The following is a 24,787-nucleotide window of genomic DNA, read 5'->3' as shown; positions in this document are numbered from 1 at the left end:
TGACTGTCATCGCTGTTCAGTCCGTCCACCAATGGGCATACCGCAACTCGGGATACAACTTCTGCAGCCGGGTGAGCCGGTTGTACTTGGCTACCCGCTCACCCCGGGCGGGCGCGCCCGCTTTGAGCTGGCCGGTCCCGGCGCCGACCGCCAGGTCAGCGATGAACGTGTCCAGTGTTTCCCCGGACCGGTGCGACACCATGGTGCGGAATCCCACCTCCTGCGCGGCCCGTAACGCCTCCAGCGTCTGGGTGACCGTGCCGACCTGATTCGGTTTGATCAGTGCGGCGTTCGCGATCCCCTCCTTGGCGCCGACACGGATGCGCTGCGCGTCGGTGACGAAGATGTCATCACCCAGGATCTGCACCGTGGAGCCCAGCCGATCCACGATGTCGCGCCACGCGTCCCGGTCCGACTCGTCGAACGGGTCCTCGATGCTCCAGATCGGGTAGTTGGTCGCGAGGTGGACGTACCGTTCCAGCAGGTCGTCGGCGGACCGCCAGCGGCCGTGCAGCCGGTAGTACTTGCCGTCATAAAAGCTATTCGCTGCGGCATCCAGTGCCAGCCGGACGTTGAGCCCGGGTGTCAGGCCGCCTTGCTCGATGCTGCGGACCAGGATGTCCAGCACCTGAGCCTCGTCGTCGGTGTCCGGGGCGAACCCGCCCTCGTCGCCGACACCGACCGCCCCGAACCGGGCCCGCAGTTCGCCCTCCAGCGCCGCATAGATCTCCGCGCCCATCTGGATGGCATCCGTGATGGTCATCGCGCCGGCGGGGGCGATGAGGAACTCCTGGAACGCCAGATCGTTGGCGGCGTGTGCGCCCCCGTTGACCACGTTGAAGTGCGGCACCGGCATCACAGGGGTCGTTCCCAACTGCTCGGATATCCACTGGTGCAACGGGATTCGTTGCTGGTGCGCGAGTGCGCGGGCGCAGGCGATGGAGACCGCGACCGCGGTGTTGGCGCCGATCTTCGCGAAATTTCCGGTGCCGTCCAATGCGGCGAGTGTGCCATCGATCTGATCCAGGGTCGTCCAGGCCCTGTCGGTCAGGACCGGCTCGATCTGACTGTCGACGAACGTCATTGCTTTGGTGACGCCGAGCCCGCGATAGTCGGTGCCGCCGTCGCGCAGTTCACGCGCTTCGTGCTCACCAGTCGAGGCGCCCGAGGGTGCGCTGCCGAAGAAGCTCAGCCCGTCGGCGGTGATCACCTCGACCTGCAGAGTGGGATGGCCGCGAGAGTTCAGAATCTGCTCCGCGCTGACACCGGTAAGTCGCAAGTCCTGGTTCGTTGTCATCGTGACCTCTTCGCTGGGTTCGTTAGGGGAATGGTGGTATCTGAGTGATCGTGACGGGATGTAACCGGTTGCGGTTCTTGACGTTCCGTGTCCGGACCGTCACCGGTTAAGGAGCTGTCCAGTGGTGTGCCGAACACCGTGCGGTACACGTCGCCCCCGAAGCTGGTGGGCAGCGGCGGCGCTTCGATCAACTGGAAGGGGCGCTCACCGCCTGCGCCGCGTTCGGCCCGCAGGAACACCGACGGACGTGAGTTGTCGAACAGCTGCTTGGCCAGGGCGAACAGGTGCGTCACCAGCAGGACAGTCACGCCGCTGTCGACCAGGGCCGTGAGCACATCGAAGCCGACGTCGGAGGCCTCCTGCTCGTTGGTGGAGGCGAACGATTCATTCGCCAGCAGCATCCCGCCCGGTGCCACCGTCCCGGTGATCCTGCTCATCCGCTCCAGTTCCTCGTCGAACTTCCCGTGCTCCATGCCGGTGTCCTCCTCACGCTTGAAGTGGGTGAAAATGCCTGTGCAGACGGCAAACCGGAATTGTGCGGCGGCCGCGAACATGCCCGCCTGAGCCATCAGCTGGGCCACCCCGACCGCCCGCAGCGTCGTGGACTTGCCACCCCTGTTGGCGCCGGTGAGCACCACCAGGCGTGCCCGGCTGGCAGCGACCGTCACCGGTACCGGCGCGTGTTTGCTCTGCAAGGCGAGCGGTACATCGCGAAGCGCCACCGCGTTCAGCTCGCGGACGTCGTTGTCGCAGACGTCCGGGAAACAGGTCGGCACCTGGAGTTCGCGCAGGGTTACTTGCAACCGGACGCAGCCCAGGTAGAACGCCACTTCGCGTTGCAGACAGGTCAGGAAGCCCAGAATGTGTGTTGCCGAGGTGTCGGCGGCGTTGGAGACCTGAGTGAGGCTGCGGTCGCGGAACTCAGCGAAGGCTTCCATTCCTGCCTGGTCGCGGTCGGCGATCGTGTAGGAGAACGTAGGTTTGCGCAGCCGCGGCCGCCGCCCGATCAGCCAGTTGCCCGACGTGCGCGCCAGCAGCGGCCGCATCCTGGACACCGCATCGTTTCGATCCAGCTGCGCCGACACCAGCAGGCCGTGCGCCAGTTCCAGCTCTCTCACCTGCTCTCCGGCCTCGTGCAAGTAGGGGTCATCGAGCTGCTCGGCCAGCACGGCGCACATGCCGCGCACGGCGTCCGACCTGGCGGCCGTGCCGAGTGGACCGGTCACCTGCCGCACCCGGGCGACCGCGTCCAGCAGTCGTTTGAGGACCTCCACCGACCGGCGCAGGGTGGATTCCGGCCGCAGCCGGAGCGTGCTGCGGTAGATCTTCTTCTCATCAGCGATCGCCTCGGTGGCGATCGTGTACAGCTCTGCGAACTCGCCAGCATGCGCGATCGCGTCGGCCAGCACCGCTTGCCGGTAGCGCACGATCTGCGGCGTCGTGTCTGTGGCGGTCAGGACCTGCGCACACACCGCGTACGTCAACGCGTCCTTGCCGGCCATCGCGCTTAGCACGGTGGGCAGCTCCAGATCAGCGACCAGGTCGGCCAGCAGCGGCGGCGTGCTCTCAGCGGGCGTGCCCAGGTCCCGGTCGGGAAACAGCAAGTGGGGGCGCATCAGCTGACCGCCTGACGAATGTCGTCATACGTCAGCTGATATCGGCGCGCGATCGCGGCCGCGTGCACCTTGCCGTCCGCCCGTTTGCGCACCACCTTGAACGTGCGCACCGAGTCGTCGTCGAGGTCGGTGGTGCTCATCATGCTCACCACGTGCCGGTCCAATCGGGTCAGTCCGTCCACGAAGGTCACGTACACGCCGAGGGCACCGGTGTCGATCACCTGCCGCAAGATCGTCGCGCCCAGCACGTAGGCGTCGGCCAGGGAGGTCGAGCCGAACGTCTCGTTGAAGACGATGACGCTGTCGCCGGTCGCGCTCTCTAACAGTGTCTTGGCGCGGCGCAGTTCGTCCTCCAACTTGCCCGCCAGGGTTTCGATGCTCTCGGCCCGCTCGAAATGCGTGTAGACCGCGTCCGGCAGGAACAACGCCGCCTGTGCGGCCGGCACCGGTAGCCCGAGGGAGGCCAGGTAGTGCAGTTGCCCGAACATACGGGCGGTGGTGGTCTTGCCGCCCTGGTTCGGCCCGGAGATCGCCAGGATCTGCTCGGGTGGGGTCAACTCGAGATCGTTGGTCACACAACGCTGTTCGTCGGTGGCGTGCTGGTTCGCCAGTGCAACATCGCAGCCGGCGATGACCCGCTCGGCGCGATTCTCACGAGACAGCCGGGGCAGTGTCCACCGCACGCCGGCGGGCTTCAACGCGCGCATGAAATCCAGCCAGTGCACGTAGAAGGCTGCCTCGCGTTCAGCGTCCAGCCACCACTGGGGAAGGAACCCGGCATGCGCGCGATGGAAGGCTGCAACATCGGTGAACAGGGTCGGGAACAGTTGGCCGAGCAGGTGCAGCACCGCCGACTCGACACGATCCAGCTGGTGCGCGCTCCGGCCCTGGTCCTGATCCTCGATCCGGCCGGGGGCAGCGAACCGCGCGAACGTCTCCAGTACCGAGCCGGCGAAATCCGGTTCGTCACCAGGCGGTGCGATGACGATCTTGCCCGCGTAAGTGTGGACTACGAACCGTAGGTCGTCCAGCCCCTGCTCCAGCCGCGCGGCTTCGTCCCGCAGCGCCGCGAACTCGGCGCTGCGTCGGTATTCGGTCAACCGGTCCCGCAACCCGAGCAGCCCGGCGGCATGCACCGGTGCCGCATCCAGGCCGTCGCTCGCCGCGACCACCGCAGCGCAATGGGCCGACACCGCACCTAGGAACCACCGGTCTGCCTGCAACGCGTCATACAGCTTCTCGGCCAGCCGGTCACGCACGGCCGCTGCATCGGTCACGAACGACCGGATCACATCCGCCGTGGCAGCGGCTTCCAGATCGCTGAAAACCGCATGCCGGTGGCCGACCACGGCTAAATCGTCACTCGGGCACTCGAAGAACTCATCGAAGCGGTACTGCTCGGCACCCGCGCAGATCGACGCGAACACCTGGTCCAAGTTCAGATCGCTCAGGGTGCCCTCGGGCGGGCGACGATCAAGCTCAGCCGCGCCAGGCGGCAATGGATAAAGCAGCGTAGAGCGATTGCGGAGCATGGGCGTGGCTCACCTTCGTATCGATCGAAGGTGCCATCAGCCACGAGGGCGGTTTGCGAAAACTTCGCCGGCGGACTCCATCGCCGCTTTCACTGTAATGCATGAACTGCAGCGTGGCACCCACCGCTCACTCGGCCGTGTCTCCTCTCAACACGGCGATGCAGCTCGCCGTGAGTGCGCGGTCGCCGGTGCCTGTATGACGCCGATAGCGCTACTAGTCCATGCAGACAGCGTGTAAAGGCAGGCGCAGAAAGGCATCAATGGCCAGCGGCCGTGGTGCCGCTTCACACATCTCGTGTTCACCTGCTCGAAGCTCGCGCAAAATGGTTTCCGCCGGGCAGCGAACGAACCTCCGGCCAAGCGTGACAACCCGGTTACGGGCCGCATCAGGTCGACCTTAATGTCACCCCGGTTGGATTGCAGATCGGCGACCCCAGTGATCCGTTCTCTCGCGGACGTAATTCACTCCCGTGCGAGTCTTGTCGACCGGGGACTTCTAACCATTTCCGGCTGCGGCCAACCGTCGGCGAGTTAGCACCAGCAATGGGAGGGCGGCGAGCTGGACGAGGGCGGAAATCACGGCCAGCGCCACCAGGGACGTGTCGTAAAGCACGCCGAGCAGGATGCTGCCGGCGAACCACGCGACGCCGAAGCCGGTGTCGAACAGTCCGAAGGCCGAGGCGCGCCGGTCAGCGGGCACGATGGTGGTTAGCACTGCCTTGATGATCGACTCCTGCGCGGCCATACCCAGACCCCAGGCAAGGATCCCGATCACCGCCAGCGGCAAGCTGCCGAGGAAGACTAGCGGTGCGTATGCGGCGGTTAGGACCGTCACGACGAGCACGGACCGCAGACCGACGCGGTCGAACGCCTTGCCCAGGACCAGTGCCGCCACTGCTTCGGCGGCCATTGCCACGGCATACAACACCGGTGCGACCGTGGAGCCGACCATGCGCTCTTCGCTGAAATGCAAGGCGATCAGCGGCCAGTCGGCGTAGCCGACCGCGATCAAACCCATCGCGGCCAGGTAGAGCCAGAACGCCGGCGGGCGCGGCGCGCCGTCGGTCGGCGGGGCGGGTGCCTCAGATTCCAGGTCCGCGGGGTTGGGGAACTGCCGCCAGGTGAAAACCAACGAGAGCAGGGTCAGTGCGGCGGGGATGCCGAGCCAGGCGAAGGCAGACCGGTCACTTCCGTGCAACCACAGGACAAGGCTGACCACCAGCGGGCCGACCATCGCGCCACCGGCATCGAGCGCCTCGCGCACGCCGAACGCCCAGCCGCCGCCGAGTCGGTGTGCCGCATGTGCGGTCATCGCGTCCCGGGTCGGGATGCGGATCGCCCGCCCGACCCGTTCGGTGACGATCAGGGCCGCGGCGACCGGCCAGTTGCCGGATACTGCGAGCAACGGCACCACGGCCATCTGCAGGGTGTACCCAAAGAACGCGATCGCCCAATACCTGCCCGTGCGATCGGCCGCCCGCCCAGCGAACCAACGCAACCCATAGCCGAGTAACTCGCCGCCCCCGGCGACGACCGAAACGACCAGGCCGCTGGCCCCCAGCGATCCGAGGAAGGGACTGGTGATGCTGCGGGCGCCCTCGTGCGTCATGTCGGAGAAGGCGCTGACGACCCCGATCAGCAGCACGAACCGCAACGCGGCGCGCCGAGCCAGCACCGGATGCGAACGAATAGGGATCGGCGGATCGGCGGGATCCTGCACGGTGGGCACCTCCGCACTCCATGCGGCGCACGATCGCACGCCGCCGGTTCGAAAGTAACGCTCCCGACCCGGGAACGGTGCAACGTCGCCATGCGCACCGCAGCCGGTCACCACGAGCTCTCAGGACCCTCTCAGCCAGGAAAGGATTAGCTGGCGGCTCGACGTGCCCAGCCAGGGCGCACCGAACGAAAGGCCACAGCTACCCCATGTTTTCGGAGGCGCTGACGATGTCGACGTACGACGGGGCGCGCATCGACGGGTCGCTTTTCCGGGACGTCACCCAGTTCGCGCGGCACACCCACTGGCTCAACGCGGCCGCGGAAGCCTGGACCACCTACAGCATCGGCCTGTTCGTCATCCTGCTGCTGGTGGGCTGGTGGATTTCCCGCCCGCACGGGGACCGGAAAATGACGGCGGCCCTGGTCGCACCAATCGGTGTCGCACTGGCATTCCTGGTGACCGAAGTGATCAAGAACCAGATCGGCGAGCTGCGCCCCTGCCGCTCTGTACCGCACGCGTTCATCGTCGAAACGTGCCCTGCACCAACGGATTACGCCATGCCGAGCGGACACACCACGTTCGCTGCCGCTGTCGCGGTCGCCCTCTTCTTCGTGAACCGACGACTCGGCGTCATCGCCGCACTACTGGCGATCCTCGAAGCCATCAGCCGGGTATATGTCGGCGCGCACTACCCGCACGACGTCATCGCCGCCATGGTCGTCGCTGTGGTCGTCGTACTGATCACGAGCCCGCTGCTGTCTCGTCTCCTGCAACGGGTCGTCGGCAGAGCACGCCGCGGATCCTTGCATGGGCTGCTGTCCACCCGCGGCGCCGGCTGAGGACGCCGAAAGGGATCACGCACCACAGCTGACAGCAATGTGCTGCCCACGAACTCCAGGCCGGGGCAAAGCTGAGCCCGGCTTTGCACGGTGTTTCCTTTCGCGGCGACGTACTCGGGTATCGGGGGCTACAGCAGTTCGTGAGGCGTCTGCGGGCATCACGTTCGGCAGAGCCTGTCATCGGTGTGACGGCACCTCGTAGGCAGCCGAGGTGCCGCCGGCCCACTGTCGCCAGCGGTCTGCAGTGCTGGTGCCGATACCGAGCAGGTCGGCCAGGACCGCGGGCGGCGACTCACGGGCGAGGGCCAGCAGGGGAGTGTTGCGGGCGTGACGGGAGCGGATCCCTATCTGGTGCAGCTCGTGGAGGAGGTCCTCAATTTCGAGTCGTTTCTCGGGTCCGCGCCCGGAAAACAGCCACCGGGGTCGCTCCCGTTGTCGAAGCTGCAGGCACGAGTCCTGCCCTCCCTCGCACCCGTGATCGGCCGCAGCGACGACTCGGCGTCGGACGCTGCCTGACCGGTTGACCGCCGCAGCCGCCAAGACCGTCGTAGGGAGATGACCAAGGCCGACCCGCCTCACGGCGACCACAGACGAGCGATCCATGCCGAACAGCGCAGACACAGACGGTGCACCCAACGCGCAGGCCCCGGAGTACGACGCGGTAATCAGTCGGCTCGGCGCAACCCCGTACCGACCCCGCGTTCGCCTGGCCTCCTCAGCCCGCTCGACCCGACGCGGCTGACCGTCAGAGGCTCACCTCGGCCGACACCGGCCGAGTGGGCCGCAATGCAGAAGGGACGCAGCGGCGGTGGGCTGCCTTCGTGGAACGAGTTTCTGCGACACGACCGATCTCCGCGGGATTCGAGCCACCCGGGGCCGGTCGGAGTCTGGACGGATCCGGATCGTTCTCGACGAGCGCGAAAACTGCCCGCCGCTGCCGGTGACACCGAAGGTTGACGGTGAGGACCGCTGACTCGACGGGCAGGGGTGACCGCCAGAGCACGGGATCTGACCTTGGGGAGCGAGGAGCCCGCAGCCGGCGGGCCACGAGCCCGAGCGGAGAACATCGACGTGTGCAGCGGCGAGACCCCCTCTGACACCGCACGGATGCGGGATCACCTCCAGGCCGCCGATGACGAGCTCAGTGGCCTCCTGAGGAGCTTCCTGGACGAGCTCGCCGACTGCGGCGACGACGAGGACCCGCAATGAGCAGCGATCTCGACGTGGCGAGCGACGAGTTGCACGGCATCCACCGCGACCTACTCGCCGCCATCGGTCTCATCGAAGAACTGCGCGATGCGGCGCGGTCGGTCCGGCGGCTCTTGGACGACGCGACCGCGGATGCAGCGAAGACCCACGTCGTCGACGAACCCATGGCCTCGGGGTACATGCGCAACGTCGCACAGCAGATGGAACAACTGGCCGGCCGATGCGCCCTCACCGAGGCAATCGGAACCGACCTCGGTGCCTACCTGGAGCACGCCACCCACCGGGTCGACCGGGTCAAGGAGGCCCTCGACACGGTCGACCTTGCCGCAGCATCGACAGACGACATGAAGCTCGCCAGTCGAACCCGGGCACGGCTGGACGGGGTCAGCGACCTGCTCGAGATGGCACAACCCGCTGCGGCGGCCGCCGCCGGGCACCTCACGGCGGTCAAGCACATCGCCTCGCAGCGGATGAACGCGGACACGACGCTCGGCTCACGAGTCAGCGTCGACCAGGGCCTCAGCGTCGCCACCGACGTGCTCGCACGCACCGAGACCCGGCTCCAGCAGCTGGGCGACCTCCTCGACCACAGCGACCGGGGCACGCGACGGTCGCTGCACGAGGCGGACGAGGTCACCCAGCACGCGCACCGACGTCTGACAGCGCACCGGCCGAACCCTGCCGGCGAACCGGCGCCGGCAATGCACGGGCCACGCCGATAGCCCCCTTCGCTCTCGAAGGGCCGAAACAGGAGCAACTCATGACGAACGACCTCTCCGACCTTGCCGAGGATCTCCAAGTCGCCGGCGGCCCGTCGCCAGCAGACCGCAGCTTCCACTGGCACTCGGCGGTAGTAGCCCGCGGCTGGGAGCAGCCGCGACTCGACGGCGGCAACGGCGGGTGGGCCGCCGAGACCTTCTGCGCACCCGAACTGGTCCAGGAGATGGACCGTGAGAACCAGGAACGCGCCCGCGAGGCGCAACGGCGGCGCCTGCTGCACGACATACCCGGTGCCGGCGAGCACGCAGGGCCCGCTCCACGCAGGTAGCGGCAACGTCATTTCCTGCGCGGTGGCCGCCAGAGCGACCGCAATCCCCTTCGGGAAGGCACCAGACCTGACGGAGGTGCCCGGGGATGAGTTACCGCACCAAGGCCGACGAGGTGGCCTACCAGCGCGATCGTGCGCGCGGCCGGGCCCGCTACATGCCGGCCGAACCCGTCCGCCGCAAGCTTCAGCACTTCCTCGACGCCGACGTGCCGGTACGAGCGCTGAGCCGCAGCAGCGGACTGAGCGCCCCAGCCCTGCGCGCGATCGTCGACGGAGATCGGGATGTCGTACAGCGCCGCACCGCCGAGCACGTGTCTCGGATGACGCTCGCCGGCGTCTACGAGCAGCAGCAGTCTGGGCACGTACCCAAGGTCGGTGCGGCCCGCCGCGTGCAGGCGCTGCTGGCCATGGGCTGGACCCGAGACCACATCACCGAGGCCGGCGCCACCAGCCTGCCCAGGGTTCTCAGCGGCCCCGGGAACCTGATCACGCTGGAGAAGTGGCGAGAGATCAAGGACGTCTATGACCAGCTGAGCATGGCGCCGGGGCCCTCGCCGGAAACCAAGGGCCACGCCAGAAGCCGCGGGTATGCCCCACCGCTGGCCTGGGACGACAGCACCATCGACAACCCGCATGCTCGGCCACACATCGACGTGCCGGTCGCCGCCGGAGCCGAAACCATTGACATGGTCGCCGTCGACCGTGCGATCGCCCGCACCGGCGCCGCCACGAACCTGACCCCTGCCGAACGGATCGAAGTCGTGCGAGGCATGGCAGCCGGCGGGGCGTCAGACCCACAGATCGGCCAGCACCTCGACGTCGTCGACCGCACCATCCTGCGCACCCGACACCGCCACGACATCCCAACCTTGCGACGGGCCCAGCCGGACCGTGACGAGCCTGACTGGGACTGCCTGGATGCACGCACCATCACCGCCGCCGCCGGCAACCGGTCAGCCGGCCCCGACAAGACCACCACCACATCAGTCCCGGACCGTCCGGCCGACAGCGCCATCGGACGGTAGGCGCCGACGGCCGTCGATAGGGAGAAACAGACATGGTCAACTTGAGTGAGACGCAGCGGCACGGCGTGAACCTTCTGGTGCACGTGGAATTCGTTCCCCGTGACCTGCTGAGCGCGCCGCAGCAGTGGCTGGACGTACAGCTCGACGCACGCGATCAACGCGCACAGAACCAATACCAACGAAACCTGCACCTGGTCGGCGACCCGAACGATCCAGACGTCGCCGACACGGGCCTGCGGGGAATCACCGGATGCGACTATCCGCTCGAGACGCTTGAGCGGATCCGTGAGATCTGCGGCGATGATGTCCGAACGACGCCTGGCCGAGACGAGGACGGCGGCGCCTTGTACGGCCCGGGATCTGTCTTTGGCGTGAAGGCCGACTTGGTGCCGGCTGCGGATGGCGAGGGCCTGGTCATCGATCCGCGTACCCTGCAACGCTCCGACTTCACGATCGACGAGCACGTATTGGATGGCCAGCTGCATTCGATGAACGAGGCGGACTATCGCCTCCGCAAGTACGAGGCGATGGATGAGCTGGGCGATCAGATCCAGCGGGAGCACTTCGCCGGCGTCACGGCCGCCGTCGAATCTGAGTCCGACCACCACCACTCAGGTGACATCGCCGAGGAGGTGCCGCTCTTCGATCATCGCGCGGACGTCGTGGCCACGGTCCGCGTCGATGCCGCCGGGCAGGCGCACGCGGATATTCCAAGCCATGACGGTGTGGTCCTTGACGCGAACGTGTCACAGGTGGCCGATGCCCTGGCATCGACCGAGGACAAGGCACGATCGCTGGTGCTTGAGGCAGCGCAGGAACTCACTCACGGCTGGCCGGTGCAGTGGCACGCCGACAGCACCGAGGTTCCAGAGAACGACACGGTGGCCAGCCAGGAGGCGAGCCGGCCGTTGCGGTCAGCTCCGACGGCACAGTTGGCAGAACGCACGGTGCTGGCGTTGGCGAACACGGAGCATTACCTGGACACCGCCGCGCACTACCTCGAGGGAGCAGGACGGGGTCTGGCGCACCGGCAGGAGGACCTTGCCCCGGACGTCATCGACGGCTGGTCGGCCACGGTTCACGACTCGATCGTGCAGCTAGTCAACTGCCACCTGAACACCCTCGAAGATGCCTCGACGAACCTGGACCGGGCGGACGCTCATCTACGCGATGCCATGGCGCTGGCACAGTCTCCACACCTGACGGCGGAGAACCATGACCGTGCCATCGGCACGCTGACCGACACGATTGAAGTCACCGTCGCGGTCGAGAAAGCCCGCGCGCCCTTGAAGGCAGCCGTCGCGCTGCTGCGCCGCGACCCGTCATCCGTGGACCAGATCGGCGCGGCCCGCGAACAGATCGGCCTAGCCCTTCCCCATCTGAATCACGCTCGAGACCACGCAGCGTCGGCCGACTGGTCACCGGCGGCCGATCGCAGCCAGGCGCCGTCGCCGTCGAGTCGTGCGCGCCGGCCCGACGCGCCGGCAAGGGGCACCAGTGTCAGTCGCGGCATGGTCCGGTGAGACCGAACGTCGGTTGAGATTTGACCGCCAGGACCCGTAGGTGCGCCTTCGGGAGGTCACACCCAACGAGAGGGACGCCATGAGCAACGAAGCTGTCGAGGAAGAGGCGCGGGACCAAGGTCTGGAGATCCAATCCGAACGTCGCTCGGCCGTCATCGGCGCCGTTGAGGATGCCCAGGATCGCCATCGGGTCGCTGAGGAAGATGCCAGTGCCAGCGGGCGCAGCGGCGCCGAGCGCGAGCAGGCCGCAGTATGGGCGTATGACGACCCGTCGTCGAGCTACGGTCCGCGGCGCTGATACCGGCGTCAATCTCGTTCGTGAGGCAGTACGCGGCCGAGCGCCTCGCGGAGTCCGGTCTGCCGCTCCTGTATCTGGGCGACCGTGCGAGGAGGCTGCGGGTTGGCGGCTGCGCAATCAGGGCGCGGCCGCCACAGCCTCATGTTCGCCGATGGGCGTCACTAGGTTCGACAAGACCGTGACCGCCTCGATCGCCGAGCGCACATCGCGTTCGGCCACGATCAGCGGCGTCCTCCATCGTCATCACGCAAGCACAGTCTGGTCGGGCACCGCCGGCGCCGGCACCGACCGCAGCCGGTGCACGCGGTGCAGAACCCGCGGTGATCGCCGCCCTCGCTCCAGGAACCGGCACAGCGCGTCTCCGAGGCCCGCGGCGGCGAGGAACCGGTCGGCCTCGTCCTCGCCTGCCAGTGCGGCCTGCTGCTCCGCCCACGGCACGGCGTACGACAACGCCACCACACCGGCGCCGATCAGCCCGAACGCGGCCTGGCCATCGGTGAACCCCTGCAACAGGGCGACTGCGCCGGTGATGAATCGCACACGCCATGCGAAGGCGGCCAGCGGGAACCAGCCGATCACCCGGCCGATGCCGCGGCCGACAGCCTGAAGCAGTCGCCAGGGCAGCATCCAGAACTCCAGTGCCACGTCGTAGCGGCACTGGCCGAGCCGGATCCGGCCGATCGCATGCGCGAGAAGCGCCGCGGCTTCGTCGGGTCGGATCCGGCCACTGGCGATCGCCTCGAGCAATCCCTGCGAGATGACAACGGTCCGCCGGCCAGCAGCACCGACGCGGACGCCGGCCGGCCCGTCACGCACCAGCAGCTGCACCGGAGGCGACACCAAGTCGAGTTCCTTGAGCACGGCGACCACTGGACGCAGCGCGGCCAGCTCGTAGTCGCGCGGTTCGCGCGCCCGTGCCAGCAACCGGACGAACAGGCTCTCGCCACGCCCGCAGAGCAGAGCACCGAACGTCACCAGACCCACGACGAAGAATGCCGCGCCCGCCACCGGGTGCACGAGGGCGCCCCCGACGCACGTGACGAGTGTGCTCACCACCATGCCGACGCCGTCGGATACGACCCGGCACACCTTCCGTCGACTCCTCATCGTCACCACTTCCTTTGTTCAACGCACTAGTGCAAGTGCCTTGATCTGGTGGCTGGTTGCCGCCAGAGCAAGCTGCGCTCCTTAGGGCTTGCAGAACCAAGTCTTGCGTGCACCCCGGACACGGCACGGAAGTTATCCACAGGCGACCGCCGCGTGGAGCGGGAGCAGGCGACCACCTGGCTGGATTGCTGGAGACCGAACGAACCGAAGGAGACGCGCCCCGTGACGACCCCGACTCTGTCGCCGCACGACACCCAGGAGACGATCGCTGCAATCGCGAGGCTGATGCATCATGCAGCCGACCGGACCGCCCGCCAGGCGGCCACCAAGAGCCCGCGCTCAGAGCTGCACGTCCTGGGCCTCGGCATGCATGTCGCCGCAGCCGAAGCCGCGATGCTGGTGCCGGCGGATCTGGACCCGTACTGGCCGCAGCCGACCCAGGCCGACCCGCTGGAGCTGCTGCGGATTGCCGAACGGCTCGCCCGGACCGTGCCCGTCAACGACGAGACGGCCGGTTTCTCCCAGGTCGTCGTCAGCCTCACGGATCTACTGCGCGAGGCCGGCTCGTGAGCGCGTCGTCCACGGTGGATCAACGATCGATCGGCGAGCTGCTGCTGGATGCCGACTACCAGGCCCGGCAGTTGCTGCTCGACGTCGACGGCGCTGATGCCGCCGCACTGCTGCGGACATGGGTGAAGTCGTGCAGGCGGCCGGTGACCTGTGGTCCTCGCTGCCGTCCACGCCGTACGTCAGCCCGCTGAACGGGGCCACGATGCAACGCCTGGAGACGATGAGCCAGGCCCAGCACAGGGCACAGCTGGCCCGAGACTGGCCAGGCGACGGACCACCCGATGAGCGACTGCTGGGCATGGCCGAAAACCTTCAGCGGGCCGCCGAGCTGGCCGCCGGCCCAGGGCGTCGGGTAAGGCCACGGTCCCCTGCCGCGTACGACGACCTCGACGCTGCTCGGATGCGGGTGATGCACACCCTGTACGTCGGCGCGCACGCCGTCGGGGTCGCGGTGCACCAGCACGTCGACGACGTCCGGGCAACCGTGGGTCGGCACGCATCCGATCGGGAGACCCAGGACATCCCTCGAGGGCAGGACGCCGCCACCCGGTTAGCAGCCTTCGAACAACTCGCAGGCGGCTTCGTGGGCAACAGATTCAGCCACGTCATGGCCGGAGAGCACTACACGCCACCGACGGGCACTGGCCGGCTGCATCAGGCCCTGGTCAACTGGGACATCCAGGCGCACCGAACCCTGGCAGTCGCCCCGAGCGCACCGAACCTCCACCTGGCCGCCGGCACGCAGGCCATGATCGCGACGGCAAGCACAGCGATTCTCGACGCGGCTGCCACGACAGGTCGCGTCAGCATTGAGGACTACCAGCACCGGCTCGCGCCCGCGCTGGATGCCAACCAGCAGTCGTGGGCCACGGCGGCCAACCGCTGGGGCAAGCTGAGTAGCCGGGGCCAACGCGCAGATCGGGCGCTCGTACACGCCGCCAGCGAGGTTCGCGCAGCCGTGCACGAGATCGCATTCGATCGCACACGATGGGCCGCCCCTGAGGTGATAGCCGGCCGTATCGACCTAGCGCAGGCAACGGTCACCGTCCAGCAGGCGATGATCGCCGCCGCCGAACTGGCCTGCGTGCATCGAGATGTTGCCGAACAGGAACCGGACCTGACCGGATCCGCCCGTACCATCGCGGCATGGAGCCGCGGAACGGGCATCGACGACGAGACCGCACTCATCTCGCCCGCCGATGTCTACACCAATCGGGCGGTCAAACTCCCGGACGTCATCCGGCAGGCTCTGGTCGCCAATGCCGAGCAGCTCATCGACGTCAGCGAGGCCACACTGTCAGTGGCGGGAGCTCTCGCAGTGTCCCGGCGGGAGTCCGCCCCGGCACCAGAACGCCCTCAGTGCAGATCGGAAGAAAGGGACCCAGTGCGCATCCCAGCACCTGGGCGGCCACCGACCGCAAGTCGGTGACATGCACCGACGACATCCCAGTCTGGGAACGCGACGGCCTGCCCAAGCGAGACCGCAGCCTGATGACCGTCGACGAACTCGTTGCGACCGTCAAGACGGAACCACTGAACTTCGTCCATCGACGCCGGGCGCCATCCGCAAATGGACCTCGCCGGGATCATCTGTCCTCGTCCTGGCACGGTGCGACGGGAGTCGCCGATTGCTCAAAGTAAGTCGCGATTGGACCTGTTGCGGGACCGTCGCGCCCGCACATGGTGAGCAGTCGTTGGGGTAGGTACGCAGGATGGGCGGCTTACTCCGACCAGCGGATGCTGGTCGAGCCAATCGCACGTTGTTTTCGCTGAGCCGGTCGTGCCGGGGTGCACGAACGGGCGTCCGGTGTGTGCTGTTAGCCAGCGACGTCGGCTGTGGCTTGGTGAAGAGCGCGCCGCAATTCGAGAGCGTTGGGTATGCCGTGTCCGCCGGGGTAGACCCGGCATGCGACGGCCGGCGGTTGGCCGGGCTGGGCGAACGGGTCGATACCGTTGATCTGGATGGTGGGGGAGCCGGTGAATCCGTACCGGTCGGCGTCGCCTTGGTTGGCGACCACGCGCACGTCGAACGGCACCGAGGCCATGCCGGCGTCGTCGAGTGTCTGACGCAGCAGGTGTTCGGCAGGCTGCTGGTTGGGGCAGTCCGCTACTACGAGCAGGGTGATGTGCATCTAGTCATTGTGCGCTCCGGGGGCAGCGACCGTACAGCCGGTGCAGCAGTCACGGGTGACCCGGGCGTGCCGGGAGGGTTTGGGTGACACGCCACAGGCGTCGGGGTAGGCCGCCTTCTTCGAACGGGTGGATCTCGTGCAGGTTCCAGCCTTCGGCGAGGGCCGTGACGAGGGCACGGTCGAAGAAGTGCACGGCGAACCCGCCGTGTTCGTAGATGTTGTCGCCGTGGCTGAGGCCGGCCTGGTAGTGGGCGTCACCGGTGTGCCGCACGGTGTAGATCAGTACTCCGCCGGGGCGTAGCACCCGGCGGACCTCGTCCATCACGGCGTGGATCTGCCGGGTTGATAGGGCCATGCACAGCAGCATGTGCGCGTAGACCGCGTCGATGGTGTCGCTGGGTAGTGGCAGCGGGCTACGCACATCGTGTTCCAAGGTGCACAGGTGGTCTGACAGGCCCTGCTCGGACGCGGCTGTTTGCAGCTGGTGCAGGCCGGTCGCGCTGAAGTCCGTCGCTTGGACGGTGAATCCCCGTTGGGCGAAGTACATGGCGTCCCGGCCGTGCCCAGCGCCCAGCTCGAGGACGCTGCTGGCGCCGACGGCGCGGAAGAGTTCGGCGGCATACCGGGCGGCCTCGGACGGCCGGTCCCCGTACATCCCGGGATGTTCCTGGTAAGTGTCCTGCCAGTGCTCATGCTGAGCCTGGGCCAACAGGCTAGGGCTGGGGTGTTCGTCCACGGCGATTCCCTCTTCCTGGGACGTGGCTTTAGTGCGTGTGCTGCGGCTGGGTGCTACCGATCAGCCGGTGCCCGGCTGGCGGCAATCGATCCTGCAGCGTCTTGGTCAGCAGCCGCCCCAGGCCCGCCCAGAGCAGGACGGTGACTACCGCGCCCAGGGCCAGTCCGACGACGACGTCGTCGGGGTAGTGCACGCCGACGTAGACCCGGGCGAAGGCCAGGAACAGTGCCACCAAGATCGCGAGTAGTCCCCAGCGGCGGGCGAATACTAGGATGCCGGCCGCCAGCGCCCCGGCGATCGTCGCGTGATCGCTGGGGAACGCGTTGTCGGCGGCGTGGTGCAACAAGACCGTCACCCCGTGGTGGGCCACGAACGGTCGGGCTTCGAAATGTGCCGCTGCGACGACCTGGTTCACACCGAGTGCCACGACAGCCGACACACCCGCCAGCACGGTGGCCGCGGCGGTCCGGGCCGGCTGGCTGCTATCGCGGTGGCCGGCCCAGGCCACCGCGAGGATCACGACAAGCAGCACCAGCCCGCCCCACAGCGCGAATGCGGCCATGACCGGGTGCGCCCACCCGGTGCGGGCGGCGAAATGGTTGATCTGCCAGAACAGGTTCAGGTTCATTCAGGCGCTTTCTGTGATTCCGGCGTCGCGGTGCCGGACGCTGGCCGAAGGAGCTCGGCGGCCAGTTGCCGCAGTGTTTCCCGGTTCGTGTCCAGTTCGGTGCGGCCGGCGGTGGTGATCCGGTAGTAGCGCACTCGGCGGCTGTTGAGCACGGCATCGCGGCCGGTCAGCAGCCCGGCGGCCTCCATCCGGTGCAGCGTCGGATACAGGGTGCCGGGACTGACCTGGTGGCCGTGCCGGGCCAGTTCCCGGGTCATCCATGCACCGTGGATTTCCTGCTCGCTGGCGTGATGCAGCACATGCATCTGGATCGCTCCGGCCAGGAAAGTCTTCATGTCCGCATGCTAGGCAATGTCCGCGTCGGCGCTGCCGACTGTGGGGCCTCGTCACAGTTTCCGGGCGCGTTTCTGGCGCTGGCCGCCGATGGAGGCCTTGCGCAGGCCCGTTGGCGCCTCGGCGGCGTTCGCGGTGTGTGTGCGCGGATCGGGTGAGGTGGGGTCTGGAATGGACATGCCGGACACCTCCTGGACGAACGGGTGGAGACACCCGTATCGTATACCGATATCGTGTCCCGTAAACGATGTGAACTCGACATCAGGTTGGAGGTGAGCCCGTGAGCCAGGTCCCCGCACCGTCGGCGTCGTTGGCGCGCCGCCTGGGAGTCTTCGATGCGGTGGTGATCGGGCTCGGGTCGATGATCGGGGCTGGAGTGTTCGCGGCGTTCGCCCCTGCAGCGGAGGCTGCCGGGGCGGGGCTGCTGATCGGGTTGCTGCTGGCGGCAGTCGTGGCGTACTGCAACGCGACCTCCTCAGCACGACTGGCCGCGCTGTACCCGCAGTCCGGGGGCACCTACGTGTACGGCAAGCAGCGGTTGGGCGATTTCTGGGGGTACCAGGCCGGTTGGGGATTCGTGGTCGGTAAGACCGCCAGCTGTGCCGCGATGGCGTTAACGTTTGCCTCGTACGCCGCCCCGGGGCATGTGCGTCTGGTGGCTGTGGCGGCGGTGGTTGGTCTGACCGCGGTCAACTACCTGGGTGTGCAGAAGTCGGCCTGGTTGACCCGGGTCATCGTCGCGCTGACTCTGCTGACCCTTGCGGCGGTGGTGGTCGCGAGCCTGGCCGGGGGACAAGCCAGTAGCGAGCACCTGAGCCCGTTCCCGGGCGCGGGGGTGCACGGGATCCTGCAAGCAGCCGGGTTGTTGTTCTTCGCGTTCGCCGGTTACGCGCGCATCGCCACTCTGGGGGAGGAAGTACGCGACCCGGCCCGCACCATCCCCCGCGCGATTCCGATCGCCCTGGCGATCACTTTGGGCGTCTACGCGACGGTGGCCGTGGCCGCTTTGTTGGCCGCCGGCCCGACCGGGCTCGCCGCGACGACCGCACCGCTACGCGAAGCCGTGCAGGCCGGCCGGCTGCAGCAGCTCGCGCCGGCCGTGCAGGCCGGTGCGGCGATCGCCGCGCTCGGGTCACTACTCGCCTTGATCCTGGGAGTGTCCCGCACCACCCTGGCGATGGCCCGCGACCGCCACCTACCCGGTGTACTTGCGGCGGTCCACCCCCGATACGGGGTGCCGCACCGGGCCGAACTGGCCGTCGCCGCCGTCGTCATCGTCCTGGTCGCCACCATCGACCTACGCGAAGCGATCGGGTTCTCCTCCTTCGCGGTACTGAGCTACTACGCCATCGCCAACGCCTCCGCGCTGACCCTCACCCGCGCCGAACACGCCCCGCCCCGCGTCATCCCGGCCCTGGGCCTGCTCGGCTGCATATTCCTGGCCTTCAGCCTGCCCCTGACCAGCATCCTCATCGGCGTCGGCGTCCTGGCCCTCGGCGCGGCCCTGTGGTGGGCCCGGAGCATCAGCACCTGAAACAACACAAAACACCTTGGTCGGATCAGGCACACCGGGCAGCGGCCAACCGCCCGACCAGATTGGTGGCCTGTGGTTCGTGCCTCGTCGGCATAGCGATCACTGAATCAGGTGCACTTGGCGCTTGGCAGGGCACGTCGTGTCCGGGACTGGCAGTCGGGGACGGGAACGGGTGAGGCCCCCTCCATGTAGGTGCGGACGCGGTCGGCGAGTAGAGCACTGCGCGTGTACCTCGTCTTGAAATATGAGACGAGTGGTGTCTCGTATTCGGGCGGGTTGCGTGGGGCTTCCGTCGATTTCCGCGTTGTGGTGCCGATCTTCGCCAACCGGCGAAACGCCGCGGAATTATTACGGAATGGTCACGGCCCAGAGGTGAGCCACGATCGCGAGAGCGGCCCGGCGGGTCGCCGGATGGGTATGCACAGATGTCTGGGAAGAGCTTGGGAAACAGCCTCGCGTGCGTCATAGTCAGTGGCCATGCCGCCGGCGCTTCGGGGAGTCGGATGCATGAACTGGGTGGGGCACTGCCTCGGGGCAACGGCGCCCAACCCGCATTGTCATCTATTGCAGTCCACCGAAAGGGTCCCTTGCCTCATGGGTTCGTACTCCCCGCGCCATTTGAAGCGTGAGTCGAAAGTTCTGAACAAGGTTGGTCGCCGCAGCCTCGCGGTTGCTGCCGCCGGCGCCGTCGTCGTCCCGCTCGCCGGCATGGAGAACGCCTCCGCCGCGCCGAGCGCTGGTCTCGCGCAGGCTGGCTCCGTCCAAGCCGCCGGTCACCTGCAGGCGGCCGGTGGCCTGTCCACCGCTGTACGCATTGGTCCCACCGTTCAGTACGGCTCCCGCGGCGCCGCTGTGAAGACAGTCCAGCGCAAGGTCGGCGGCCTCGCAGTCGACGGCATCTTCGGTCCGCGCACGAAGGCCAAAGTGAAGTCGTTCCAGCGTTCGCACCGGCTTGCCATCGACGGCATTGTCGGCCGCCACACCTGGACCGCGCTCGGGGGTTACAGCAGTACGCCGACGACCAAGCCGAAGCCAGCGCCAAAATCTAACTCCTCGATCGTGTCGACCGCGTTGGGGCTGCGTGGAACGCCGTACCGTTGGGGTGGTACCACGCCGGCTGGTTTCGACTGCTCGGGCTTCACCCAGTACGTCTACCGCCAGGCGGGCAAGAGCATCCCGCGGACCGCGTCCGCCCAGGCAGCCGCCGCGACGCGCGTGTCAAATCCGCGTCCCGGCGACCTGATCTTCTGGGGTTCCCCGGCCTATCACAACGGGATCTATCTCGGGAACGGCAAGATGATTGCGGCCCGCACCCCCGGCACCGTGGTTAGCGTGCAGAACCTGTGGGGCAACCACTACTTCGCCCGCATCTGAGGTCGGCGCCCAGGCGCTATACAACGTCATAGGCACCACGAAAAGCCCCACCGGCCCTGGAGATCGGCGGGGCTTTTCGCCGCCCCTATAACGTGGCCGGCGGCACTGCGACGGACGTTAGTGGCGAGTAAGCGACGTCTCAAAGTATGAGATTTTCGGAGAGAAATAGATTTCGGCGTGTCGTTCGAATGATTTTCGGGCTCTGAGTGTTACAAGCCGGTCACGATCGCCGGGATCGTTGAAATTGCAACACTAGGGCACTTCTGTTCCGCCAGCCCCGCAAATTCACTTAAGTCACACCAGTAACAGGGGTCACGAGGGCCCATCGGAGCCCATATTTCGCGTCTTTCACAGGTCTTGAGGCACCGGCATAGTCAGTTCTCGTGCAGCGCCTTCTTCGGGGAAGGAGTAGGCGACATCGGGGGATGCCACGTGCGCGGGGCATCCCCCTGCGCGCGTTTCTGGACTGGACGAGTACCGAGAGGGTCACATGACCACAATTACTACTCCGAGACATCGCAAACCACGGCCTGGGCTGTCTGCCAAGGTCGCCCCGGCGATCACCTCCCGCAAGGGGCTGGTGGTGACTGGAACGCTGCTGAGCGTTCCGGCCACCGCTGCCAGCCTCGTGCAGGCCGCTCCGTCGTATGCCGATCCCGGCAGCGGCACGAGCGGTGCGTCAGGGCAGCGCAGCAGCGCATCGACGAGCGGCATACGTACTGCCGCCTCGCCGACCACCGTGGTTGCCGTGCGCTACGGATCAACAGGCAGCTACGTCAAAACTGTGCAGCAGCGGCTGGGCGGACTGGCGGTCGACGGCATCTTCGGGACACGCACGCTGGCGAAGGTCAAAACCTTCCAGAGCGCGCATCGCCTCGTTGCTGACGGCATCGTCGGTCCGTTGACCTGGGCGGCCCTCGGTGGCTTCCCGGGCTCCGCGCCGACGCCGCCCACGCCTCCACCGCCCACCACGCCGCCGCCGTCGTGCAAGGTCACCGTGCTTCGGTATGGCGCCACCGGCTCTTACGTCTCGAGCGCTCAGAGCAAGTTGGGCGGCATCGCGGTGGACGGCGTCTTCGGCGCCGGCACGCTGTCCCGGGTCAAGTCGTTCCAGAGCAGCAAGGGCCTCGTCGCGGACGGCATCATCGGTCCGTTGACGTGGAACGCGCTGGGCGGCTTCCCGTGCGGCACTGACCCGACACCGCCGACGCCACCCCCGCCGTCGAATGGCGAGGGCATCTCCGCGGTCGTCTCGATCGCCCAGAAGTACTTGGGCGTGCCGTATGTCTGGGGCGGCTCCTCGCCGTCGCAGGGCTTCGACTGCTCAGGGCTTACGTCATACGTCTACAAGCAGGCCGGGCTCTACATCCCCCGGACTGCGAGCCAGCAGCAGGCGTACATGAAGAGAACCACCAGCCCGCAGCCGGGTGACCTGGTCTTCTTCGGCTCACCGGCTACCCACTCGGCCATCTACGCCGGTGGCAACCTGATGATCTCCGCTGACCACCCCGGCACCGTGGTCAAGAAGGAAAACATGTGGACGACGCCCACGAACTACGGCACGTTGCGCTGACGCACCGGCGCGACTCCGGTCCACCCACGCGGCCACGGTCACTCCTTCGAGTGGCCGTGGCCGCGTCTTTGTGGTGACGACACCCCGAGCCGCGTTGATTGGTATGGCGGGGAGTGCGATTGGAATCGAACCGGGGCTGCTACCGGTGCGAGCGGGACGGCGAACTGCGCGCCCTCGCTTTGCGACGATGGTGCGCATCGGCGAAGTTGGGTCGTCAGTCTTGACGGCGGTCCGTGAGGGTGCGGATGGCGCAGCGCGCGAGACAGGCCGCTGCCCACCAAGCCACGGCGCTGGCCCCTCGCGCCGCAGTCTGGCGGTGCGAAAGGCCAGCAGGCGAACGTGTGATTCTCATAACGACGACCGGAACCCTTTGAGCCGCAGGCTGTTTGAGACCACGGAGACGGAGGAGAACGCCATGGCGGCTCCGGCGAGCATGGGGTTGAGTAGCCCGACTGCGGCAATCGGGATCGCGATCACGTTGTAGCCGAATGCCCAGAAGAGGTTGCTCTTGATGACGCCGAGGGTGCGCCGGGACAGGCGTATGGCGTCACCGGCCACCCGCAGGTCACCGCGTACGAGGGTGATGTCGCTGGCCTCGATGGCGACGTCGGTGCCGGTGCCCATCGCTAGGCCGAGGTCGGCCTGCGCGAGTGCGGCGGCGTCGTTGACTCCGTCGCCGACCATCGCGACAACGCGTCCGTCTGCCTGCAATCGCGTGACCACGTCGACCTTGTCGGCGGGCAGCACCTCCGCGTAGACGTCGGCCTGGTCGATGCCGACCTGGCCGGCGACGGTGTGCGCGACGCGTTCGTTGTCGCCGGTCAGCAGGATCGGGCGCAGGCCGAGATCGCGCAGCCGGCGGATCGCCTCCGCGGAAGTGTCCTTCACCCGGTCGGCCACCACGAGCACCGCACGAGCCTGCCCGTCCCAACCGACCGCCACCGCGGTCTGCCCACGGCCGGTCGCTTCGTCGAACGCGGCTTGCAAGGTGTCGTCGAGATGCTGCGACCACTGGTCCAGCAGCTGCGGGCGACCGACCAGCACCGCATGGCCGTCGACGATGCCCTGCACGCCGAGGCCTTCGATGTTGGCGAAGTCCTCGACGGCGCCCAGCGTCCCGGCCTCGCGTGCCGCGTCGGCGATGGCGCGTGCGATCGGGTGCTCGGAGGCGTCCTCGAGGGCGCCCGCCATACGCAACACCTGTGCGGCGTCCTCACCGGACGCGACCTGAGTCTGCGCGAGGGTCATCTCGCCGGTGGTGACGGTGCCGGTCTTGTCCAGCACGATGGTGTCTACGGTGCGGGTCTGCTCCAGCACCTCCGGGCCTTTGATGAGTATGCCGAGCTGGGCTCCTCGGCCGGTGCCGACCATCAGCGCGGTCGGGGTGGCCAGGCCGAGGGCGCACGGGCAGGCGACGATCAGCACCGCGACTGCCGCGGTCAGGGCGCCGGCGGCACCGGCACCCGTGACCAGCCATGCCGCGAAAGTGCCGACGGCGATGGCGATCACGACGGGCACGAAGATGCCCGAGATGCGGTCGGCGAGCCGCTGCACGGCGGCCTTGCCGGTCTGGGCGTCCTCAACCAGCCGGGCCATCTGCGCCAGCTGGGTGTCGGAGCCAACCCGGGTTGCGCGCACCACGAGCCGGCCGGACGTGTTGACGGTTGCGCCGACGACCGGGTCGCCGGGGGAGACGTCCACCGGGAGCGATTCTCCGGTCAGCATGGAGGCGTCGACGGCCGAGCGACCTTCGTCGATGACACCGTCGGTGGCGATCTTCTCGCCCGGCCGGACGACGAAGCGGTCGCCGACGGCCAACTGTGACACCGGGATTCGCTGCTCGACACCATCGCGAAGTACGGCGACATCACGAGCGCCCAGGTTGAGTAACGCCCGCAGCGCCGCGCCGGCGTTGCGTTTGGACCTGTGCTCCAGGTAGCGGCCGAGCAGGATGAAGGTGATGACTCCGGCGGCAGCTTCGAAGTAGATGTTCGAGGTGCCGTCGCTGCGTCCGATGGTCAGCTCGAAGGGGTGGCGCATGCCCGGCATACCAGCGTTGCCCCAGAAGAGCGCGTAGACCGACCACGCGAAGGCTGCGAGCGTGCCCATCGACACCAGGGTGTCCATGGTGGCGGCGCCGTGCTTGAGGTTGGTCCACGTTGCGCGGTGGAAGGGCAGCGCGCCCCAGACCACCACGGGCGCGGCCAGCGTCAGCGAGAGCCATTGCCAGTTGTCGAACTGCAGCGCGGGGATCATCGCCATCGCGATCACCGGGACGGAGAGTATGGCGGAGACGATCAGCCGGTCGCGCAGCGATGTGAGCGCAGCAGCGGCGTCACGGTCGGCGCCGTCGCTGGTCGAGTCGGCGGTCTCGGGTGCACTCGCGTCAGACGCCAGCGCCGGCTGCGGCAGCTTGGCGCCGTACCCGGCAGACTCGACGGTGGCGACAAGATCGTCGGTGGTGACGGTGTCGCCATACGTGACCTTCGCCTTCTCAGTGGCGTAGTTGACCGTGGCGGTCACGCCGTCGAGCTTGTTGAGCTTGCGCTCGATGCGGTTGGCACACGAGGCACAGGTCATCCCGGTCAGGAGCAGCTCGACATCGGTAGCTTGGGAGATTTGGTCAGGGACCGTCGCTTCAGTAGCGGTGGTTGCCGGCGAGTCAGTGGTTGTGCTCATCGGCTCCTCCTTTG

General features: G+C 67.6%; 23 protein-coding genes and 1 riboswitch. Of the genes, 12 read left to right on the top strand and 11 right to left on the bottom strand.

From position 1 onward, the window contains the following. Positions 1-16: 16 nt before the first annotated feature. From eno to FHU39_RS24980, 4 genes are all read right to left on the bottom strand, one after another. Positions 17-1,297, bottom strand: coding sequence for a phosphopyruvate hydratase (gene eno, locus FHU39_RS10360; protein WP_183320257.1), 1,281 nt, complete (start codon positions 1,295-1,297; stop codon positions 17-19). Beyond that, positions 1,294-2,901, bottom strand: a complete 1,608-nt coding sequence (locus tag FHU39_RS10355; RefSeq protein ID WP_183320256.1) for a MutS-related protein — start codon at positions 2,899-2,901, stop codon at positions 1,294-1,296. The genes eno and FHU39_RS10355 overlap by 4 nt, the downstream gene beginning before the upstream one ends. Before the next feature lie 11 nt (positions 2,902-2,912). Beyond that, positions 2,913-4,340 (bottom strand): MutS-related protein, encoded by a 1,428-nt coding sequence (locus tag FHU39_RS10350; RefSeq protein ID WP_343065876.1) that lies wholly within the window; start codon positions 4,338-4,340, stop codon positions 2,913-2,915. Positions 4,341-4,465: 125 nt separating this feature from the next. Further along, positions 4,466-4,539: riboswitch (Fluoride riboswitch) on the bottom strand. 402 nt (positions 4,540-4,941) lie between these two features. Next, positions 4,942-6,174 (bottom strand): MFS transporter, encoded by a 1,233-nt coding sequence (locus tag FHU39_RS24980; protein ID WP_221185220.1) that lies wholly within the window; start codon positions 6,172-6,174, stop codon positions 4,942-4,944. 197 nt (positions 6,175-6,371) lie between these two features. Here FHU39_RS24980 and FHU39_RS10340 point away from each other — a divergent pair, with 197 nt between their 5' ends. The 7 genes from FHU39_RS10340 to FHU39_RS10310 all read left to right on the top strand — a co-directional run bounded on the left by FHU39_RS10340 (position 6,372) and on the right by FHU39_RS10310 (position 12,107). Next, on the top strand, positions 6,372-7,004 hold the full coding sequence (locus tag FHU39_RS10340) for a phosphatase PAP2 family protein (protein ID WP_221185219.1): 633 nt from the start codon (positions 6,372-6,374) through the stop codon (positions 7,002-7,004). Positions 7,005-7,331: 327 nt separating this feature from the next. After that, positions 7,332-7,520, top strand: a complete 189-nt coding sequence (locus FHU39_RS10335) for a hypothetical protein (RefSeq protein ID WP_183320253.1) — start codon at positions 7,332-7,334, stop codon at positions 7,518-7,520. Positions 7,521-8,209: 689 nt separating this feature from the next. Beyond that, positions 8,210-8,935 (top strand): hypothetical protein, encoded by a 726-nt coding sequence (locus FHU39_RS10330; protein ID WP_183320252.1) that lies wholly within the window; start codon positions 8,210-8,212, stop codon positions 8,933-8,935. A 38-nt stretch (positions 8,936-8,973) separates the two neighbouring features. Beyond that, complete coding sequence (locus FHU39_RS10325) at positions 8,974-9,261, top strand: hypothetical protein (protein WP_183320251.1); 288 nt, start codon at positions 8,974-8,976, stop codon at positions 9,259-9,261. A gap of 86 nt (positions 9,262-9,347) precedes the next feature. Continuing rightward, on the top strand, positions 9,348-10,286 hold the full coding sequence (locus FHU39_RS10320; RefSeq protein WP_183320250.1) for a hypothetical protein: 939 nt from the start codon (positions 9,348-9,350) through the stop codon (positions 10,284-10,286). Between the two features lie 32 nt (positions 10,287-10,318). Next, positions 10,319-11,809: a hypothetical protein gene (locus FHU39_RS10315; RefSeq protein ID WP_183320249.1), complete on the top strand. Its 1,491-nt coding sequence runs from the start codon at positions 10,319-10,321 to the stop codon at positions 11,807-11,809. A gap of 79 nt (positions 11,810-11,888) precedes the next feature. After that, positions 11,889-12,107 carry a hypothetical protein gene (locus FHU39_RS10310; RefSeq protein WP_183320248.1) on the top strand — a complete coding sequence of 73 codons (219 nt, stop codon included), beginning with the start codon at positions 11,889-11,891 and terminating at the stop codon, positions 12,105-12,107. 243 nt (positions 12,108-12,350) lie between these two features. On the opposite strand, the gene FHU39_RS10305 is transcribed toward FHU39_RS10310, so the two are convergent. Next, positions 12,351-13,214: a hypothetical protein gene (locus FHU39_RS10305; protein WP_183320247.1), complete on the bottom strand. Its 864-nt coding sequence runs from the start codon at positions 13,212-13,214 to the stop codon at positions 12,351-12,353. 222 nt (positions 13,215-13,436) lie between these two features. Between FHU39_RS10305 and FHU39_RS10300 the strand changes: the two genes are divergently transcribed. Beyond that, positions 13,437-13,784, top strand: coding sequence for a hypothetical protein (locus FHU39_RS10300; RefSeq protein WP_183320246.1), 348 nt, complete (start codon positions 13,437-13,439; stop codon positions 13,782-13,784). 118 nt (positions 13,785-13,902) lie between these two features. Continuing rightward, the gene (locus tag FHU39_RS10295) at positions 13,903-15,213 is read left to right on the top strand and encodes a hypothetical protein (protein ID WP_183320245.1); all 1,311 of its coding nucleotides are present in this window, start codon (positions 13,903-13,905) and stop codon (positions 15,211-15,213) included. Between the two features lie 388 nt (positions 15,214-15,601). Here the strand turns inward: FHU39_RS10295 and FHU39_RS10290 are convergent, their stop codons facing one another. Genes FHU39_RS10290 through FHU39_RS24690 form a run of 5 tightly spaced genes read right to left on the bottom strand, consistent with a single transcriptional unit; the run spans position 15,602 to position 17,792 of the window. Continuing rightward, positions 15,602-15,916 carry a hypothetical protein gene (locus FHU39_RS10290; protein ID WP_183320244.1) on the bottom strand — a complete coding sequence of 105 codons (315 nt, stop codon included), beginning with the start codon at positions 15,914-15,916 and terminating at the stop codon, positions 15,602-15,604. Positions 15,917-15,965: 49 nt separating this feature from the next. Continuing rightward, positions 15,966-16,652, bottom strand: a complete 687-nt coding sequence (locus FHU39_RS10285; protein ID WP_221185218.1) for a methyltransferase domain-containing protein — start codon at positions 16,650-16,652, stop codon at positions 15,966-15,968. A gap of 28 nt (positions 16,653-16,680) precedes the next feature. Then, positions 16,681-17,280: a phosphatase PAP2 family protein gene (locus FHU39_RS10280; RefSeq protein ID WP_183320243.1), complete on the bottom strand. Its 600-nt coding sequence runs from the start codon at positions 17,278-17,280 to the stop codon at positions 16,681-16,683. Continuing rightward, complete coding sequence (locus FHU39_RS10275; protein ID WP_183320242.1) at positions 17,277-17,615, bottom strand: Rv3488 family transcriptional regulator; 339 nt, start codon at positions 17,613-17,615, stop codon at positions 17,277-17,279. Before FHU39_RS10275 ends, FHU39_RS10280 begins: the two co-directional genes overlap by 4 nt. Before the next feature lie 51 nt (positions 17,616-17,666). Continuing rightward, a complete protein-coding gene (locus FHU39_RS24690) occupies positions 17,667-17,792 on the bottom strand; it encodes a hypothetical protein (protein ID WP_281379594.1) in 126 nt (41 codons plus the stop codon). 101 nt (positions 17,793-17,893) lie between these two features. Here FHU39_RS24690 and FHU39_RS10270 point away from each other — a divergent pair, with 101 nt between their 5' ends. The 3 genes from FHU39_RS10270 to FHU39_RS24685 all read left to right on the top strand — a co-directional run bounded on the left by FHU39_RS10270 (position 17,894) and on the right by FHU39_RS24685 (position 22,094). Beyond that, positions 17,894-19,147 (top strand): APC family permease, encoded by a 1,254-nt coding sequence (locus FHU39_RS10270; RefSeq protein WP_343065812.1) that lies wholly within the window; start codon positions 17,894-17,896, stop codon positions 19,145-19,147. 594 nt (positions 19,148-19,741) lie between these two features. Further along, entirely contained in the window at positions 19,742-20,521 is a 780-nt protein-coding gene (locus FHU39_RS24205) for a C40 family peptidase (RefSeq protein WP_246336209.1), read from the top strand. A gap of 583 nt (positions 20,522-21,104) precedes the next feature. Further along, positions 21,105-22,094, top strand: coding sequence for a peptidoglycan-binding protein (locus tag FHU39_RS24685; RefSeq protein ID WP_183320241.1), 990 nt, complete (start codon positions 21,105-21,107; stop codon positions 22,092-22,094). A gap of 348 nt (positions 22,095-22,442) precedes the next feature. Here FHU39_RS24685 and FHU39_RS10255 read toward each other — a convergent pair whose 3' ends face one another. Next, complete coding sequence (locus tag FHU39_RS10255) at positions 22,443-24,773, bottom strand: heavy metal translocating P-type ATPase (protein WP_183320240.1); 2,331 nt, start codon at positions 24,771-24,773, stop codon at positions 22,443-22,445. Positions 24,774-24,787 lie beyond the last annotated feature (14 nt).

The sequence above is a fragment of the Flexivirga oryzae genome, assembly GCF_014190805.1.
Classification (GTDB): Bacteria; Actinomycetota; Actinomycetes; order Actinomycetales; family Dermatophilaceae; genus Flexivirga; species Flexivirga oryzae.
Note: the sequence above shows the minus strand (reverse complement) of the source record. Positions and strands in the feature narration are given on the sequence as shown.

Bases quoted from the DNA above. Each gene is read 5' to 3' on its own strand.
- eno (WP_183320257.1), bottom strand. From the start codon at position 1,297: ATGACAACGAACCAGGACTTGCGACTTACCGGTGTCAGCGCGGAGCAG.
- FHU39_RS10340 (WP_221185219.1), top strand. From the start codon at position 6,372: ATGTTTTCGGAGGCGCTGACGATGTCGACGTACGACGGGGCGCGCATC.
- FHU39_RS10330 (WP_183320252.1), top strand. From the start codon at position 8,210: ATGAGCAGCGATCTCGACGTGGCGAGCGACGAGTTGCACGGCATCCAC.
- FHU39_RS10325 (WP_183320251.1), top strand. From the start codon at position 8,974: ATGACGAACGACCTCTCCGACCTTGCCGAGGATCTCCAAGTCGCCGGC.
- FHU39_RS10320 (WP_183320250.1), top strand. From the start codon at position 9,348: ATGAGTTACCGCACCAAGGCCGACGAGGTGGCCTACCAGCGCGATCGT.
- FHU39_RS10315 (WP_183320249.1), top strand. From the start codon at position 10,319: ATGGTCAACTTGAGTGAGACGCAGCGGCACGGCGTGAACCTTCTGGTG.
- FHU39_RS10310 (WP_183320248.1), top strand. From the start codon at position 11,889: ATGAGCAACGAAGCTGTCGAGGAAGAGGCGCGGGACCAAGGTCTGGAG.
- FHU39_RS10305 (WP_183320247.1), bottom strand. From the start codon at position 13,214: ATGAGGAGTCGACGGAAGGTGTGCCGGGTCGTATCCGACGGCGTCGGC.
- FHU39_RS10295 (WP_183320245.1), top strand. From the start codon at position 13,903: ATGGGTGAAGTCGTGCAGGCGGCCGGTGACCTGTGGTCCTCGCTGCCG.
- FHU39_RS10290 (WP_183320244.1), bottom strand. From the start codon at position 15,916: ATGCACATCACCCTGCTCGTAGTAGCGGACTGCCCCAACCAGCAGCCT.
- FHU39_RS10280 (WP_183320243.1), bottom strand. From the start codon at position 17,280: ATGAACCTGAACCTGTTCTGGCAGATCAACCATTTCGCCGCCCGCACC.
- FHU39_RS10275 (WP_183320242.1), bottom strand. From the start codon at position 17,615: ATGAAGACTTTCCTGGCCGGAGCGATCCAGATGCATGTGCTGCATCAC.
- FHU39_RS24690 (WP_281379594.1), bottom strand. From the start codon at position 17,792: ATGTCCATTCCAGACCCCACCTCACCCGATCCGCGCACACACACCGCG.
- FHU39_RS24205 (WP_246336209.1), top strand. From the start codon at position 19,742: ATGGGTTCGTACTCCCCGCGCCATTTGAAGCGTGAGTCGAAAGTTCTG.
- FHU39_RS10255 (WP_183320240.1), bottom strand. From the start codon at position 24,773: ATGAGCACAACCACTGACTCGCCGGCAACCACCGCTACTGAAGCGACG.